13 protein-coding genes and 1 tRNA gene are annotated in these 15,171 nt (G+C 61.1%); 6 read left to right on the top strand and 8 right to left on the bottom strand.

The window, feature by feature from the left end; all coding sequences use genetic code 11:
* From ACN0WV_RS10245 to ACN0WV_RS10225, 5 genes are all read left to right on the top strand, one after another.
* Positions 1-696, top strand: a complete 696-nt coding sequence (locus ACN0WV_RS10245; protein WP_417605514.1) for an FkbM family methyltransferase — start codon at positions 1-3, stop codon at positions 694-696.
* Between the two features lie 52 nt (positions 697-748).
* Positions 749-1,810 (top strand): glycosyltransferase family 2 protein, encoded by a 1,062-nt coding sequence (locus tag ACN0WV_RS10240; RefSeq protein WP_417605512.1) that lies wholly within the window; start codon positions 749-751, stop codon positions 1,808-1,810.
* A gap of 131 nt (positions 1,811-1,941) precedes the next feature.
* Entirely contained in the window at positions 1,942-2,982 is a 1,041-nt protein-coding gene (gene pyrC, locus ACN0WV_RS10235) for a dihydroorotase (protein ID WP_417605511.1), read from the top strand.
* A 26-nt stretch (positions 2,983-3,008) separates the two neighbouring features.
* The gene (locus ACN0WV_RS10230; RefSeq protein ID WP_417605509.1) at positions 3,009-3,695 is read left to right on the top strand and encodes an orotate phosphoribosyltransferase; all 687 of its coding nucleotides are present in this window, start codon (positions 3,009-3,011) and stop codon (positions 3,693-3,695) included.
* Between the two features lie 205 nt (positions 3,696-3,900).
* Positions 3,901-5,397 carry a replicative DNA helicase gene (locus ACN0WV_RS10225; protein ID WP_417605507.1) on the top strand — a complete coding sequence of 499 codons (1,497 nt, stop codon included), beginning with the start codon at positions 3,901-3,903 and terminating at the stop codon, positions 5,395-5,397.
* 224 nt (positions 5,398-5,621) lie between these two features.
* Here ACN0WV_RS10225 and ACN0WV_RS10220 read toward each other — a convergent pair.
* Positions 5,622-5,697 (bottom strand) — tRNA-Val (locus tag ACN0WV_RS10220).
* Positions 5,698-5,823: 126 nt separating this feature from the next.
* On the opposite strand from ACN0WV_RS10220, the gene ACN0WV_RS10215 reads away from it, so the two are divergent.
* Positions 5,824-7,002 carry a cytochrome P450 gene (locus ACN0WV_RS10215; RefSeq protein WP_417605505.1) on the top strand — a complete coding sequence of 393 codons (1,179 nt, stop codon included), beginning with the start codon at positions 5,824-5,826 and terminating at the stop codon, positions 7,000-7,002.
* A 17-nt stretch (positions 7,003-7,019) separates the two neighbouring features.
* Here ACN0WV_RS10215 and ACN0WV_RS10210 read toward each other — a convergent pair whose 3' ends face one another.
* The 7 genes from ACN0WV_RS10210 to ACN0WV_RS10180 all read right to left on the bottom strand — a co-directional run bounded on the left by ACN0WV_RS10210 (position 7,020) and on the right by ACN0WV_RS10180 (position 14,957).
* Positions 7,020-7,991, bottom strand: coding sequence for an ABC transporter ATP-binding protein (locus ACN0WV_RS10210; RefSeq protein WP_417605503.1), 972 nt, complete (start codon positions 7,989-7,991; stop codon positions 7,020-7,022).
* Positions 7,988-8,968 (bottom strand): ABC transporter ATP-binding protein, encoded by a 981-nt coding sequence (locus tag ACN0WV_RS10205; protein WP_417605501.1) that lies wholly within the window; start codon positions 8,966-8,968, stop codon positions 7,988-7,990. The genes ACN0WV_RS10210 and ACN0WV_RS10205 overlap by 4 nt, the downstream gene beginning before the upstream one ends.
* A gap of 4 nt (positions 8,969-8,972) precedes the next feature.
* Entirely contained in the window at positions 8,973-9,875 is a 903-nt protein-coding gene (locus tag ACN0WV_RS10200; RefSeq protein ID WP_084353793.1) for an ABC transporter permease subunit, read from the bottom strand.
* Positions 9,872-10,882, bottom strand: coding sequence for an ABC transporter permease subunit (locus tag ACN0WV_RS10195; protein WP_084353794.1), 1,011 nt, complete (start codon positions 10,880-10,882; stop codon positions 9,872-9,874). The genes ACN0WV_RS10200 and ACN0WV_RS10195 overlap by 4 nt, the downstream gene beginning before the upstream one ends.
* Positions 10,882-11,973: a M24 family metallopeptidase gene (locus ACN0WV_RS10190; protein WP_417605499.1), complete on the bottom strand. Its 1,092-nt coding sequence runs from the start codon at positions 11,971-11,973 to the stop codon at positions 10,882-10,884. The genes ACN0WV_RS10195 and ACN0WV_RS10190 overlap by 1 nt, the downstream gene beginning before the upstream one ends.
* Positions 11,974-12,040: 67 nt before the next feature.
* Entirely contained in the window at positions 12,041-13,636 is a 1,596-nt protein-coding gene (locus ACN0WV_RS10185; protein ID WP_084353796.1) for an ABC transporter substrate-binding protein, read from the bottom strand.
* A gap of 388 nt (positions 13,637-14,024) precedes the next feature.
* A complete protein-coding gene (locus ACN0WV_RS10180) occupies positions 14,025-14,957 on the bottom strand; it encodes an aminotransferase class IV (RefSeq protein ID WP_417605496.1) in 933 nt (310 codons plus the stop codon).
* Between the last annotated feature and the right edge of the window lie 214 nt (positions 14,958-15,171).

The raw sequence follows: 15,171 nt of genomic DNA, 5'->3' as shown, positions 1-15,171 counted from the left end.
ATGGACGCCCCGACCCAGCCGCGGCAATTTCTAAGATCACGCGGCATGAAGATCCCCAAACATCCCGAAATCACCACCGGTCGGGTGCGCGGCGCATTGCGCGAAGGTCTGTATGAGCGCAAGGAATGCGACGCGGTGATGAAGGTCGTGCAGCAAGGCGATGTGGTGTTGGAACTGGGTGCGGGAATCGGGTATATATCAACGCTGATTGCCACGAAGAAGCTGGTCGAACATGTCCATGCGTTCGAGGCAAATCCTGGCCTTATCCCCTATATCCGCTCGGTCCACGAAGCGAACAATGTCACCAACGTCACGGTGCATAATGCCCTGCTGGCCCCCGAAGACGGCGCGCCTGCGGATTTCTTCGTGCGCAAGAATTTCCTCGCCTCCTCGCTGGATCGCGAAAGCGACCCGGACAACATTGTCTCTGTCGAAAAAGTTGAGATGCGCAGCCTGCCCAAAACCTTGGCAGAGCTTCGACCCACCGTCCTTGTCTGCGACATCGAGGGCGCAGAGGCCGGGTTGCTGGAATCGGCCGACTGGTCCGGACTGCGCGCCGCCGTGATTGAGTTACACCCGCAATGGATTGGTCAGGCGGGCGTGCAATCGGTGTTCGACACCATGCACAAGGCTGGCTTGACCTATTTCCCCAAGGCGTCCGAGGCCAAGGTCGTCACGTTCCGCAAGGGTTGGTGATGGTGGACGGGCCTTCAATCGGCTCATGGCTGCAAGACTTGCGGGCGGCCGCATGAGGATCTGCGCTGTTCTGACGGTGCGGAACGAGGCCGCCTTTCTGCTTGATTGGCTGGCCCATCACCGCGCCTGCGGGGTCACGGATTTTGTCGTGCTCTCAAATGATTGTCAGGACGGCACCGATGCGATGCTGGACCGGTTGCAGGACATGGGCGGCCTGAGCCATATCCGCAACGATGGCCCGCACGGGCGCAATGGCATCCAGTTCGCGGGCCTCAAGTTGGCCGACAAGTCCGAACCTGTGAAAGCCGCCGATTGGCTGCTGGCGCTGGATATCGACGAGTTCGTGAACGTCCATGTCGGCAACCACACCCTGCCCGCGCTGATCGAGGCCCTTCCGGACGCGACCGCGATCACCCTGACATGGCGTCTGTTCGGCAATGCGGGGATTGAGCGATACCATGATCGGCCTGTGCCGCAGCAATTCACCCGCGCCGCGCCCGAGATCATGTATTGGCCGTGGCGCGCGGCGATGTTCAAGACGCTTTACCGCAATGATCGCACCTACCGGAACCTCGGCATTCACCGACCCCGCAACCCCCGCGACAGCCGCTTGGGCGATGCGCGATGGTTTGACGGCCACGGACGTCTTCTTGATGAAGGCTTCACCACAAAGCGTATTTTCAGCAATTACGGGCGGCCCAATTACGGCTTGGCGCAGCTTAATCACTATGCGCTCGGCGCGATGGAAAGCTTCGTGCTGAAAGCGGCGCGCGGCAGGGCCGTGCATTCCGATCACATGCTGGGGCTTGACTACTGGGTGGAGCGGAATTTCAACACCGATGAGGATCTCTCGATCCAGGCACTGGCTGTGCAGACCGCACAGATCCGGGCCGAACTGTCTGCCGATCCTCTTCTTGCCACGCTTCACGACAAGGCCGTGCAGTGGCGCATCGCCCAGTTCGACATGCTACTGGCCGAAGAACCCTACCGCGCCCTGTTCGGGCGTCTGTTGATGACGCCGCCGTCGCAGCCGGTGCCGCTCGACAAGGCGCGATTTCTTGCCCATCACGGCACGCTTGCGCGACAGGCCGCGGCGCTGAAGTCCCGCACTTGACTCTTGCCCGCGCCGTCAACGCCGAAGCATCAGATAGCGCGCGTGAAACTTCCGAAAATCGGTCCCGGAGGCTTTGATTTGCGTCCCCACCCTCTGGTGCGCGTCGGTCCGCCCGTGCTATCGGACGCCGCATGACCCAGACACTGACCATACGCCGTCCCGACGATTGGCATCTGCATTTGCGCGACGGTGCCATGTTGACCGCCGTCGCCCCTGAAACCGCGCGTCATTTTGGCCGTGCGATCATCATGCCGAATCTTGTGCCACCGGTCGTCACCGGCGCACAGGCCGCCGCCTATCGTGACCGCATCATGGCCGCCCTGCCCGAGGGCGCGGATTTCAAACCGCTGATGACGCTCTACCTGACCGAAGACACGGACCCGGACGATCTGGCTGCGGCCCATGCATCGGGCCTGATCACCGCCGTCAAACTATACCCGGCGGGTGCCACAACCAATTCCAATTCCGGCGTGCGCGATTTCGACAAGGTGCGTCCGGTGCTGGAACGCATGGCCGAGATCGGCTGTCCGCTTTGTGTCCACGGAGAGGTGACAGCAGCCGAGATCGACATTTTCGATCGCGAGACTGTGTTCATCGACACCGTGCTGGACCCGATCCGCCGCGCAACCCCCGGCCTGCGCGTCGTGATGGAACATATCACCACGAAACAGGGCGTCGACTATGCCCGTGCCGGCGGTGCCGATCTGGGTGCCACGATCACCACGCATCACCTGATCATCAACCGCAACCATATCCTCGTGGGCGGAATCAAACCGCATTACTACTGCCTGCCCGTCGCCAAGCGCGAAGAGCATCGGCTGGCCCTGCGTGAGGCGGCAACCAGCGGCGACGCCACCTTCTTTCTGGGCACAGACAGCGCGCCGCATACCGATGCGCTGAAGGAACAGGCCTGCGGCTGCGCCGGGTGTTTCACCGCCACGAACACGATGTCGCTTTTGGCGCATGTGTTTGACGAGGATGGCGCGCTGGACCGGTTGGAAGGTTTCGCCTCGCTGAACGGCCCAGCCTTCTACGGGTTGCCCGGCAATGAGGCCACGTTGACCCTGACCCGTGAGGCAAACCCCGTCACCTATCCGTCAAAGATCGACACTGCCGATGGCCCCGTCACCGTCTTTGACCCCGGCTTTCCGGTCCATTGGGCCGTCACCTGATCCCGCCTTAGCCAAAGGACATCGCCATGATCCCTTCTGCCTACCCTGACCACCAGGAAATCGCCCGGCTCACCGCCCGGATGCTGCTGGAGATCGGCGCTGTGAACTTCAATGCCGAAACGCCCTATACGTTGTCCTCGGGATTGCCGTCGCCCAGCTATGTCGACTGCCGCAAGCTGATCTCCTACCCCCGTATCCGCGCCACGCTGATGGATTTCCTGACTGCGACCATCATGCGCAACGCCGGGTTTGAGGCGTTCGACAATATCGCCGGCGGTGAAACCGCGGGCATTCCATTCGCAGCACTGGTGGCCGAACGCATGGCCCTGCCGATGACCTATGTGCGCAAGAAACCCAAGGGCTACGGCCGCAATGCGCGGATCGAGGGCACGATGACCGAAGGCCAGCGCGTGCTGCTGGTCGAGGATCTGACCACCGATGGCGGATCGAAGCTGTCCTTCGTCGATGCGATTCGCGAAACCGGGGCCTCCTGCGGCCATACGGCGGTGATTTTCTACTACGACATTTTCCCCGAAACAGTCAAAACCCTTGGCGACCACGGGGTTGCGCTGCATCACCTGTGCACTTGGTGGGACGTCTTGGCAGAGGCCCGCGCGCAACAGGCTTTTGACGAGGCGACCCTGACGGAAGTTGAGGCGTTCCTGAAGGCACCCCGCGACTGGCAAGAGGCCCGGATGGCTGCCAAGAGCTGACGCAACGTCCGCTTGGTTCAATAATCGCCAACATTGCAACTCGGTCGAAGTGGCAGGATTTTGCCACAATATGTTGACGTGCGGGCCACATATCTGTCAAGATAATGTAATAAAAATTACCCACAGACTGTCCACAGGTTATACAATTTGCCTCGGCCGCAGGCGATGGTTTATGTGGGCGGTCTGACGGGCAGAGGGGCGCAAGATGAACGAGATCACCGCATTCAATCCAACAGGCGCAGAGATCCAGCAGCCCGAAACGATGCCCCATTCCATCGAGGCAGAACAGCAGCTTTTGGGCGCAATCCTGACCAATAATGACGTCTATGACCGCGTCGCCAGCATCATCGGGCCGCAACATTTCTACGAGCCCGTCCATGCCCGCATCTTCGAGGTCGCAGCAGCCCGAATCGCGAAGAACAATCTTGCCTCTCCGGTGACGCTCAAGGCGTTTCTGGAAGATGACGAAGGACTGAAGGAACTAGGCGGGCCGCGCTATCTGGCAACGCTGGCCGGATCTGCCGTCGCCTCCTTTGCGATCCGTGACTATGCGCAGATGATCTATGATCTGGCTGTGCGCCGCGATCTGATCCTGCTGGGCCGCGACATCAGCGCCAAGGCCACAAAGGTCGAGATCGGGTCGGAACCCAAGGAACAGATCGTCGAGGCCGAACAGGCGCTGTACAAGCTGGCCGAACAGGGCCAGAGCGAAAGCGGCTTCCAGTCTTTCCTGAAAGCCGTGACAGAGGCGGTGAACGTCGCCAACGCCGCCTATCAGCGCGACGGCGGTCTGGCGGGGATCTCTACGGGCCTGACCGATCTGGACAGCAAACTGGGCGGCCTGCACAAATCCGACCTTCTGATCCTTGCCGGACGTCCGTCCATGGGGAAAACCTCGCTGGCCACCAACATCGCCTTCAACGTCGCCAAGGCCTATAAGCGCGGCATCCTGCCCGACGGCACCGAAGGGGCGGTCGAGGGTGGCGTCGTGGGGTTTTACAGCCTTGAGATGAGCGCCGAACAACTTGCTGGTCGTATCCTTGCCGAAGCCTCTGAAATCAGCTCTCACAAGATCCGTCAGGGTGACATGGACGAGGTCGAATTCCGCCGTTTTGTCGAGGCCGCGAAAGCTCTGGAAGCTTGTCCGCTGTTCATAGACGACACGCCAGCCCTGCCGATCTCGCAGCTTGCGGCGCGCGCCCGACGGCTGAAGCGGACGCATGGGCTGGACGTGTTGATCATCGACTACCTGCAACTGGTGCGCGGCACCGGCCGGTCGGAAAACCGGGTCAACGAAATCTCGGAAATCACCATGGGCCTGAAGGCCATCGCCAAGGAACTCAATATCCCGGTGATTGCCCTGTCACAGCTGTCGCGGCAGGTCGAAAACCGCGAGGACAAGCGCCCGCAACTGTCGGACCTGCGGGAATCAGGCTCTATCGAACAGGATGCCGACGCCGTGATGTTCGTGTTCCGCGAAGAATATTACAAGGAACGCGAGAAGCCCGGCGATCACGATCTGGACGCAATGGCGCGCTGGCAGGATGAGATGTCCCATCTGCATGGCAAGGCAGAGGTCGTTATCGGCAAGCAGCGCCACGGTCCGATCGGCACGGTCGCACTTAGCTTTGAGGCCCAGTTCACCCGCTTCGGCAACCTTGTGAAACCCTGGCAAAGCAATAACAGCAGCGAAGAATACTGACAGGATGCGGTCCTCGTCCGGCCGCACCCTTTATCGTCCCGCCACCCTTCATTGCATGAGCCCAGAGCCGAGCGAACTGCTTGGCCATTGGTTACGCTTGGACCAGTTTCAACGAAGAACGGTTTCGGGCAGGCGCGGGCAGGATTTTTCAAATCACCGCTCAAACACATAATCTGATCGCCGCGTTTCCCGCCGCGCCATTTTCTGAGTCTCTGTGAAAAATATGGTGGGTGATGAGAGGCTCGAACTCCCGACATCTTCGGTGTAAACGAAGCGCTCTACCAACTGAGCTAATCACCCGTGCAGCGGGGTTTAGCCAAGCAGATCACCGGTGGCAAGCAACTTTTCTACAGAAATCTGCATGATCCGGCGGCAACCCGCATATCCCGCTTGCAACCGGGGCGCGATAGGGCATGAAGTGCCGCCATGTACAGCTTTGATCAATCCCCGACCGACGCCGCCTTTGTGCAAGATCCCTACCCTGCTTATGACCGCGCCCGCGAAAATGGGCCGTTGGTTTGGTGGGACGCCTACGGCATGCCCGCCGCGATGGACCACGCCACGGTTCACGCAATTCTGCGCGATCGCCGCTTTGGCCGCGAATGCCCGGCGGAACTCGCGGGGGACATTCCCGAACACCTGCGGGCCTTCTACGCCGTCGAAGCGCATTCCATGCTGGAGCTTGACCCGCCCCGTCACACCCGGTTGCGGGGGCTGGTTCTGCGTGGCTTTACGTCAAGGCGGATCAAGGAACTTGCGCCAGAGATCGAGGCACTGGCGCTGGAGCTTGCACAGGCCCTGCCGGACGATCCGTTCGATCTGATCACGGCCTATGCCACACCGCTGCCGGTGATCGTCATTGCCCGGCTTCTGGGGGTGCCGGACAGTATGGCACCACAACTGCTGAACTGGTCCAACGCCATGGTCGCGATGTACCAAGCCCGCCGGAACCGGGCCATCGAGGACGCCGCCGCCAGCGCCGCACAGGAATTTTCGGACTTTCTGCGTGGCTATGTCGAGGAGCGTCGGGCGAAACCTGCCGACGACCTTATCACCCATCTGATCGCAGCAGAAGAAGAAGGCGAAAAGCTGTCAACAGACGAGCTGATCACCACCTGTATCCTGCTGCTTAACGCCGGACACGAGGCTACGGTGCACACGCTGGGCAACGGGGTGAAAACGCTGTTGGAAACCGGAATGCTGTCCGAAGCCCAGGCCGACATGGAACGCACTGTCGAAGAAATCCTACGCTACGATCCTCCGCTGCATATGTTTACCCGCTACGCGAAAGAGCCTGTCACAATACACGATCACATGTTCCAGCGCGGCGATCAGGTTGCCCTGATGTTGGGTGCCGCCAATCGCGACCCGGCGAATTGGACAGATCCAGACAAGTTTGATCCGACGCGCGCACCCAAACCCAATGCCAGCTTTGGTGCCGGTCTGCATTTCTGCGTCGGTGCGCCGCTGGCCCGGTTGGAACTGCGGATCGGCCTGGCAACTCTGCTGAAACAACACCCGCATTTGAGGCTGACGCACGCGCCGGAATATGCCAACCTGTATCATTTTCACGGGCTGACGCGCCTGATGGTCCGCACGAGCTGACCCCGTCGGCGGACGCTTTAACCGTTGTCGTCCGAGCTTTCAGGGTAGAAGCAGGCCGCCGCGTGATCGGCATCGTCCAGCAACGGGCGTTCCTTGCGGCACCGATCCTGCGCCTTCCAGCAGCGCGGCGCAAACGGGCAGCCATCGGGTATCGCCAGCGGTGAGGGCAACTCTCCTTCCAGCTTGATCCGCTTGCGCACGCGGGCCGGATCAGCCGAGGGTGTCGCTGACAGCAACGCCACGGTGTAGGGATGGCGCGGTGCCGAAAAGACCGCCTCTTTCGACCCGCGTTCAACCGGACGGCCCAGATACATCACCACCACATCATCGGCAACATGACGCACCACCGACAGGTCATGCGAGATGAACAGATAGGCGAGGTCCATCCGCTCTTGCAGGTCAAGAAGCAGGTTCAGCACCTGGCTTTGGATCGACAGGTCAAGCGCCGAGACAGGCTCGTCCAGCACCAGCAGTTTCGGCTCCAGTATCAGGGCGCGCGCAATGGCGATACGCTGGCGCTGCCCGCCGGAGAACATATGCGGAAAGCGGTCGTAATGTTCGGGCCGAAGGCCCACCATCGCCATCATCTCGCGCGCCTTGTCGGCACGGTCGGCGGCAGAAATGTCCGGACGCTTGATCTTCAGCGGTTCTTCGATGATCGCGCCGACGCGGTGGCGCAGGTTGAGCGAGCCATAAGGATCCTGAAACACGATCTGCACCTGGGACCGCAGGCTGTCCCAGTTCTCGGGCACGGCCTCGACCCCGTTGATGGTGAAGTCGCCCGCGGTCGGCTCCTCGATCAGGGTGATCAGCCGCGCGAGCGTGGACTTGCCGCAGCCGCTTTCGCCCACAACCGCAAGCGTCTTGCCGGGCTGGATCGAAAAACTGGCTTCTGACAGGGCGCGCACGACTTGCCGTTCTTTGAACATCCCGCCGCCGCTTTCGTAATGGCGCGACAGGTTGCGGGCGGTGACGACAGGGCCGCTCATTGCACCTCCTCCTTGGCTGGGACCGACAGGGGGTAGTGGCACTTCGCGCGGCCCAGTTCCGGCGATTGCAAAGGCGGTACGGTAGAGCGGCAAAGATCGTCCGCATGGGCGCAGCGCGGCGAGAACAGGCAGCCCTGAGGTCGGTCGAACTGGCCGGGCACGACACCGGGAATGGTCGGCAGACGGCGTTCGGTGGCCCGTTCCGGCAGGGCTGCCAGAAGCGCGGCGGTATAGGGGTGATGCGGCGTGTCGAACAGGGTCTCAACCGGCTGATCCTCGACCTTCCAGCCGGCATATTGCACGGCGACCCGGTGCGCGGTCTCGGCCACGACGCCCATGTCATGCGTGATCAGGATCAGCCCCATGCCGGTATCGCGTTGCAGCCCGGTCAACAGGTCCAGGATCTGCGCCTGAATGGTGACATCCAGCGCCGTCGTCGGTTCGTCCGCGATCAGCAGCTTGGGTCCACAGGCGATGGCCATGGCGATCATCACCCGCTGGTTCATCCCGCCCGACAACTGATGCGGAAAGGCAGTCAGGCGTTTTTCCGGTGCCGGAATGCCCACCATCTCCATCAGTTCCAAAGCGCGTTTCTTGCGGGCCGAACTGTCCAGCTTCAGGTGTTGTTTCAACGCCTCGCGAATCTGGAAACCAACAGTAAAGCACGGATTCAACGACGACATCGGTTCCTGAAAGATCATCGAGATTTCGCGCCCGATCACCTTGCGGCGGGCCGAGGCCGACAGGTCGCGCAGGTCCCTGCCGTCAAAGCTCAGCTCGTCCGCGGTCACGGTCGCCGTCCATGGCAAAAGGCCCATCGCCGCCAGCATCGACACGGATTTGCCCGATCCGGATTCGCCGACGATCGCCAGCACCTCGCCACCCTCGACGGTGACATCGACCCCGTCCACGGCGCGGAATGACCCGCCGCCGGTGGCGAATTCGACAGAGAGATTGCGGATGTTCAGCAGCGCCATGATCTCAGCTCCGCTTCAGTTTGGGGTCAAGGGCATCACGCAGCCCGTCGCCCATCAGGTTGATCGACAGCACGGTGATCAGGATCGCCAGTCCCGGCAGGGTCACAACCCACCACGCGCGCAGAATGAACTCTCGCGCCTCGGCCAGCATCGTGCCCCATTCCGGCGTCGGTGGTTGCGCGCCCATGCCGAGAAAGCCCAATGCGGCTACATCGAGGATCGCATTGGAGAAGGACAAGGCCGCCTGCACGATGATCGGCGCAAGGCAGTTGGGCAGCACAGTGACGAACATCAGTCGCGGCAGTTTCGCGCCCGCCACGCGCGCCGAAACGACATAGTCGCGCGTGCGCTCGTTGATCACGGCCGCACGGGTCAGGCGGACGTAATGCGGCTGCAACACGATGGAGATGGCGATCATCGCGTTCAAAAGGGACGGCCCAAGGATTGCCACCAGCACCAGCGCCAGCAGCAGCGACGGAAAGGACAGGATGATGTCCATCAGGCGCATGATGACCGTGTCCAGCCATTTCGGAGCAAAGCCCGCCACAAGGCCCAGCAGGATACCGCCCGTGGCCGCGATCACCACCACGACCATGCCGACGAAGAACGAGAACCGCGCACCATATAGCAGCCGTGACAGCATGTCCCGTCCCAGCGGATCGGTGCCCAATGGGAAGGTCCAGCTTCCGCCCTCTTGCCAGACGGGTGGTTGCAGCGTCGCCTCGCGGAACTGTTCGGTCGCACTGTGAGGGGCGATGAAATCGGCCAGCAGCGCCAGCAGCACCAGAATGGCAAATGTCCACATCCCGATCACCGCGCCACGGTTTTCGCTGAAATACTGCCAGAACTCGGCCAGGCGGCCGGGGCGTTTCGGGGCGGTTATCGCGACTTCGGTCATATCGGTCATTTGCGCGTCCGTATCCTTGGGTTGATAAGCCCGTAGAGCATGTCCACGATCAGGTTCACGATCATCACGACCACGGCGACAAGCAGCAGCCCGCCCTGGACCACCGGGTAGTCACGGCGGAAAATGCTGTCGACCATCCATTTGCCGATGCCGGGCCAGGAAAAGATCGTCTCTGTCAGGATGGCGCCGGCCAGAAGCGTGCCGACCGACAGGCCGATCACCGTGATGACCGGGATCATCGCATTGCGCAGCGCGTGCAGACCGTTGATCCGCCAGGGCTTCAGCCCCTTGGCGCGGGCGGTGCGGATGTAGTCCTCGGACAGAACTTCCAGCATGGCGGATCGGGTCTGCCGCGCGATCACCGCAAGCGGAATGGTCGCCAGCACAATCGTGGGAAGGATCAGATGCTGCACCGCCGAGACAAACGCGCCGCTTTGCCCCGACAGCAGACTGTCGATCAGCATGAAACCCGTGGGCGTCGGGAAGTAATATAACAGGCCCATCCGGCCCGAGACCGGCGTCCAGCCCAGATTGCCCGAGAACACGATGATCAGCAGCAGCGCCCACCAGAAGATCGGCATGGAATATCCCACCAATGCCGAGGACATCAGCGCCCGGTCAAAGAACTTGCCCCGGTTCACCGCCGCGATCACACCCGCCGGTATGCCAAGAGCGATGGCCAGGATGATGGCGCAAAGCGACAATTCCAACGTCGCGGGAAACAGCGCGAAGAATTCGTCCCAGACTGGTTTCTTGGTCACAAAGCTTTGGCCCAGATCGCCTTGCAGCACGCCGGTCAGATAGTCCCAGAATTGCGTCAGCACCGGTTGATCGAACCCGTATTGGCGGCTCAGCTCTTCATAGCGTTCCTGTGACATGCCGCGTTCGCCCGCCATGACGATGATCGGATCGCCGGGAATGACGCGGATGAAGGCGAAGGAAATCAGCGTGACGCCGACGAAAGTTACGAAGAACGTCGAGAGCCGGGATATGAAGAAGCGTAACATCAGCCAATCACCGTCAGGTCTTTGGGGAAAGTTGTCAGCGACCGGCAACCGGTTGCCGTGACCAGAATGTCATCCTCGATCCGGACGCCAAAACCGCCCAACCGGTACAGACCCGGTTCGTTGGTAAAGACGGTGCCCGCCTCCAGAACCTCGGGGTTGCCGCGCATGATATAGGGCGCTTCATGCACCTCCCGGCCCAGCCCGTGACCTGTCTTGGTGCGAATGCGGTCCGCGTAGGAGGACGCTTCGAGCACACCCGTCACGGCGTCATCTATCTGATGAGCGGTGACACCCGCCTTGGTGACGGCATGTCCCTTTTCATTGGCGGCAAGGACGGTGGCATAAACGTCCTGCGCCTCGTCCGTCGCGTGTCCGACAAAGAAGGTGCGGGTGATGTCGGCGCAAAACCCGTCGGCGGTGCCGCCGAAGTCGATCAACAGCGCGTCGCCGGACTGGATCTGGTAGTCGCTGCGCGCATGGGCATGGGGACGGGCGGAATTATCCGCCGCCGCAACAATAGGCGGGAAAGCCAAGCCGTCGGCGCCGTGGGTAAACAGCGCGCGGACAAGAAGGCTCTCGACCTGCTTTTCGGTCATGCCTGCGCGGACCTGTGCAACCGTGTCGGCAAGGGCGGCCTCGGAAATCCGGATCGCCTTTTCAAGCGCGGCAATATCGGCATCCGTCTTGACCGTTCGCAGACCGGAAATTTCGCGCTCTGCGTCCACGATACGCAACCCCGGATAGGCCGACGCCAGCGCGTGATGAACAAAGACGCGCATCACCTGCCCTTCCACGGCAAGGCTGGTCAGCGGCAAATGTCGGGCGAGGGCGACGAAGGCATCATCATAGCCGGTCTGGTCCATCCAGTCGAAGGTTTCGCCCGGAAAATTGACCTGCTCCCACGAGCCAAGTTCAAGGTTGGGCATCACTGCGGCCGGATCACCCTCGGCGGGTACAATCACCAGTTTGGGACGCTCGTTGGTTCCGAAAGCCTGCCCTAATGCGCGGGTGAAATTCGGGCCAGGAACAAGACCCACCGCATCGACGCCCAGTTGGCGCGCGACACCGCGATACTCTGCGAAACGATCCATAAAGCTGCCTTTTCAGGTGGCGGAAAGGGCCGCGCACGGCCCCCTCCCTTTCATTGGAAACAGGGCCTTACTCGGCGAGGCTCACATCGGTGAAGATGTGGCCGCCCAGAGGATGAACCTTGTAGCCTTCAACTTCGGGACGCATCGGCATGAAGACGACCGAATGCGCGATCGTCGCCCATGGGGCCTGTTCCTTGAAGACAACCTGCGCCTCTTCATACAGGCGCGTACGCTCTGCCGGGTCGGTCACGGTTTTGGCTTCCTGAATCAGATCCTCGAAGGGCTGATGGCACCATTGCGCCCGGTTGGACGCTTCAACCGCGTCGCAACCCAGAAGGACCGCAAGGAAGTTGTCGGGGTCGCCATTGTCGCCGGTCCAGCCCAGCAAAACCGCGCCGTCGCGATCCTTGGCGCGCGAACGCTCAAGATATTCGCCCCATTCGTAGGACACGATTTCCACATCCACACCGATCTTGCCAAAATCGGCCTGCATCAGTTCGGCCATGCGGCGGGCGTTCGGGTTGTAGGGGCGCTGCACCGGCATCGCCCAGATCTTCATCGACAGATCGGACACGCCTTCGGCTTCCAGCATCTCCTTGGCGGCCTCGGGATCGAAGGCGTCATCCTCGACCGCGTCATTATAGGACCACATGGTCGGCGGGATCGGGTTCTTGGCGATCTGACCGGACCCTTGGAACACCACGTCGATGATCGCCTGCTTGTCGATCGCCATGTTCAGCGCCTTGCGGACCTTCGGATTGTCAAAAGGCGCAACGGTGGTGTTATAGGCCAGATAGCCAACGTTCAGGCCTTCCTGCTGTGCGACGGTGACGGCTTCGTCATCCTGCATCGCCTGAATGTCAGCCGGGTTCGGATAGGGCATGATGTGGCATTCGCCCGCTTGAAGCTTCTGGTAGCGAACCGAAGCATCGGGGGTGATGGCGAAGACCAGATTGTCGACCTTGGGCAGACCGTCGGCCCAGTAGTCGGGGTTCTTGGCGTAGCGGATCACCGCATCTTTCTGATAGGCGACAAAGCTGAACGGGCCGGTGCCGACAGGTGCCTGGTTCAGCATTTCGGGCGTTCCCGCCTCCATCATCGCATCGGCATATTCCGCCGACAGGATCGAGGCGAAATCCATTGCCAGATTCGCGATGAACGGCGCTTCGGGGCGCGACAGCACGAACTTGACCGTCATGTCATCGACTTTTTCGACCGAGGTGATCAGGTCAGGCATGGACATGGATTGGAAATATTCCCACGAACCACCCGAGGCACTGTGGAACGGATGATCCTCCAGACGCTGACGCTCGAACGAGAAGATCACGTCATCGGCGTTGAAATCGCGCGACGGCGTGAAGTTGTCATTTGAATGGAACTTGACGCCGGACCGCAGATGGAAGGTGTATTCCAGACCGTCCTCGGACGCTTCCCAGCTTTCGGCAAGGCCCGGTACAACTTCGGTCGTGCCCGTCTTGAACTCTGCCAGGCGGTTATAGACCGGATGCGACGAGGCATCGAATGTCGTGCCCGAAGTGAAGAGCGCCGGGTCAAAACCCTCGGGCGAACCTTCGGAGCAATAGACCAGCGTTTGCTGGGCCGCGGCGGACCCGGCCAGCATGGCCGCAATCCCTGCCGAAACCATAAGTCGTTTGAGTGTCATTTTCAGTCTCCCAGTTTTAGTCTCTTTGGTGTCTCCGCACGAAGGGGTGGAATTTTCAATCCGCCCTCCCCGGCGACAACTTTTGTCAGACGTCCAATCCGCCGCCGGTGATTTGCGCGAACGCACCCGTGGTCACGTCCCTTTCACCATATCAGCGGATCGCCGATCCCCTTTTCGCAGATGCGACCGGGTGGATCGAACGCCCTCTGATGCAACATGAAATACATTTGTCCTTGGCGCCGCAAGCTTTGCGGTGCGTCAATCTGCAAAGAATCCCTTCAGCATCCGCCTTGCATTCAAATTTGCCATCGTTTCAGCGCCCGGTATCCGGAAAACCGGGCATGCCGGTGAACCCACGCTCGATGCGCAAATTGACAAGGCTCAGGTCCTACTGCGTCGTCTCCGCCACCAACGTCTTGTATAGCGCGCGGATACGGGCAAAGACCGGTCCGCGTCCCCCATCCGTTCCGATGCTACGCCCGTCAATTTCCGCCACAGGCGTCTGCGCGCCGAATGTGCCGGTCAGAAACGCCTCGTCCGCGCCATATGCATCGACCAGCGAGTAATTGCGCTCGAACACCGGAATGCCGTCCTGGCGACACAGCTCGATCACCTTGCGGCGCGTCACCCCGTTCATGCAATAGTCGCCGGTCGAGGTCCAAACCTCGCCCCTGCGAACGATGAAGAAGTTGCAGGCATTGGTGGTGTTCACGAAACCATGCGGGTCCAGCATCAACCCTTCATCCGCGCCCGCCTGTTCGGCCTGAAGGCAGGCAATCACGCAGTTCAGCTTGGAATGGGAATTGTACTTCGCGTCCTGGCTCATCGGCAATCCGCGCACCTGCGGGACCGTGGCCAGCCGGATACCTTTGGACTGCAATGTATCGACCGGTTTGGAATGCTCCATGATGATGACGATGGTCGGCCCGCTGCGCGACAGCGACGGATGCTGGAAGGGGCGCACCTTGACGCCGCGCGTGACCATCAGACGGCAATGCACATCATGGGTCATCTTGTTGGCAACGCGTGTCTTTTCCAGTGCTGCGACCAGTTCTGTTCGGCTTAGCCCGATGTCCAACGCAACGGCTTTGCAGGACTCGTAAAGCCGGTCCATGTGATCGTCCAGAAACGCCCATTTGCCATTATACAGCCGCAGCCCTTCCCACATCCCGTCACCCAGCATGAAGCCGCTGTCATAGACCGAGACCTTGGCCTCGTCGCGATGTTTCAACGCACCGTCGACATAAATCAGGATGTCACGATTGCGCGGATCATCTTCGGCGGAATGCGTGGTTTCGGGCTGTGTATCGTCGGATGTCATGCGGCCTCCTGCACCTTCGGTTCAGACATGGGGACCATGCCGCGCGGTGCACGAAAAGCCAAGTTCCAGAAGACGCGCGGAGTTTCGGGCCTGAAACTGTGGGGTGGTCAAATCCGGGCAACACGCCGCACACCGATGCGGCCAGCGTATCGCGGTGTGCGCGTCGGCAGGTCTTGCGTCTGAGATCCATCGAATGATCCCGGCAGAGGCCGGC

Source organism: Primorskyibacter flagellatus (genome assembly GCF_048268605.1).
GTDB classification, from domain to species: Bacteria; Pseudomonadota; Alphaproteobacteria; order Rhodobacterales; family Rhodobacteraceae; genus Primorskyibacter; species Primorskyibacter flagellatus.
The sequence above is the reverse complement of the archived record's forward strand: the minus strand, read 5'-3'. Positions and strand labels throughout refer to the sequence as shown.

Excerpts from the sequence above, each read along its gene's own strand:
- ACN0WV_RS10180 (WP_417605496.1), bottom strand. The coding sequence starts at position 14,957 with ATGACATCCGACGATACACAGCCCGAAACCACGCATTCCGCCGAAGAT.
- ACN0WV_RS10210 (WP_417605503.1), bottom strand. The coding sequence starts at position 7,991 with ATGAGCGGCCCTGTCGTCACCGCCCGCAACCTGTCGCGCCATTACGAA.
- ACN0WV_RS10195 (WP_084353794.1), bottom strand. The coding sequence starts at position 10,882 with ATGTTACGCTTCTTCATATCCCGGCTCTCGACGTTCTTCGTAACTTTC.
- ACN0WV_RS10200 (WP_084353793.1), bottom strand. The coding sequence starts at position 9,875 with ATGACCGATATGACCGAAGTCGCGATAACCGCCCCGAAACGCCCCGGC.
- ACN0WV_RS10230 (WP_417605509.1), top strand. The coding sequence starts at position 3,009 with ATGATCCCTTCTGCCTACCCTGACCACCAGGAAATCGCCCGGCTCACC.
- ACN0WV_RS10245 (WP_417605514.1), top strand. The coding sequence starts at position 1 with ATGGACGCCCCGACCCAGCCGCGGCAATTTCTAAGATCACGCGGCATG.
- ACN0WV_RS10185 (WP_084353796.1), bottom strand. The coding sequence starts at position 13,636 with ATGACACTCAAACGACTTATGGTTTCGGCAGGGATTGCGGCCATGCTG.
- ACN0WV_RS10240 (WP_417605512.1), top strand. The coding sequence starts at position 749 with ATGAGGATCTGCGCTGTTCTGACGGTGCGGAACGAGGCCGCCTTTCTG.
- ACN0WV_RS10225 (WP_417605507.1), top strand. The coding sequence starts at position 3,901 with ATGAACGAGATCACCGCATTCAATCCAACAGGCGCAGAGATCCAGCAG.
- ACN0WV_RS10190 (WP_417605499.1), bottom strand. The coding sequence starts at position 11,973 with ATGGATCGTTTCGCAGAGTATCGCGGTGTCGCGCGCCAACTGGGCGTC.
- pyrC (WP_417605511.1), top strand. The coding sequence starts at position 1,942 with ATGACCCAGACACTGACCATACGCCGTCCCGACGATTGGCATCTGCAT.
- ACN0WV_RS10205 (WP_417605501.1), bottom strand. The coding sequence starts at position 8,968 with ATGGCGCTGCTGAACATCCGCAATCTCTCTGTCGAATTCGCCACCGGC.
- ACN0WV_RS10215 (WP_417605505.1), top strand. The coding sequence starts at position 5,824 with ATGTACAGCTTTGATCAATCCCCGACCGACGCCGCCTTTGTGCAAGAT.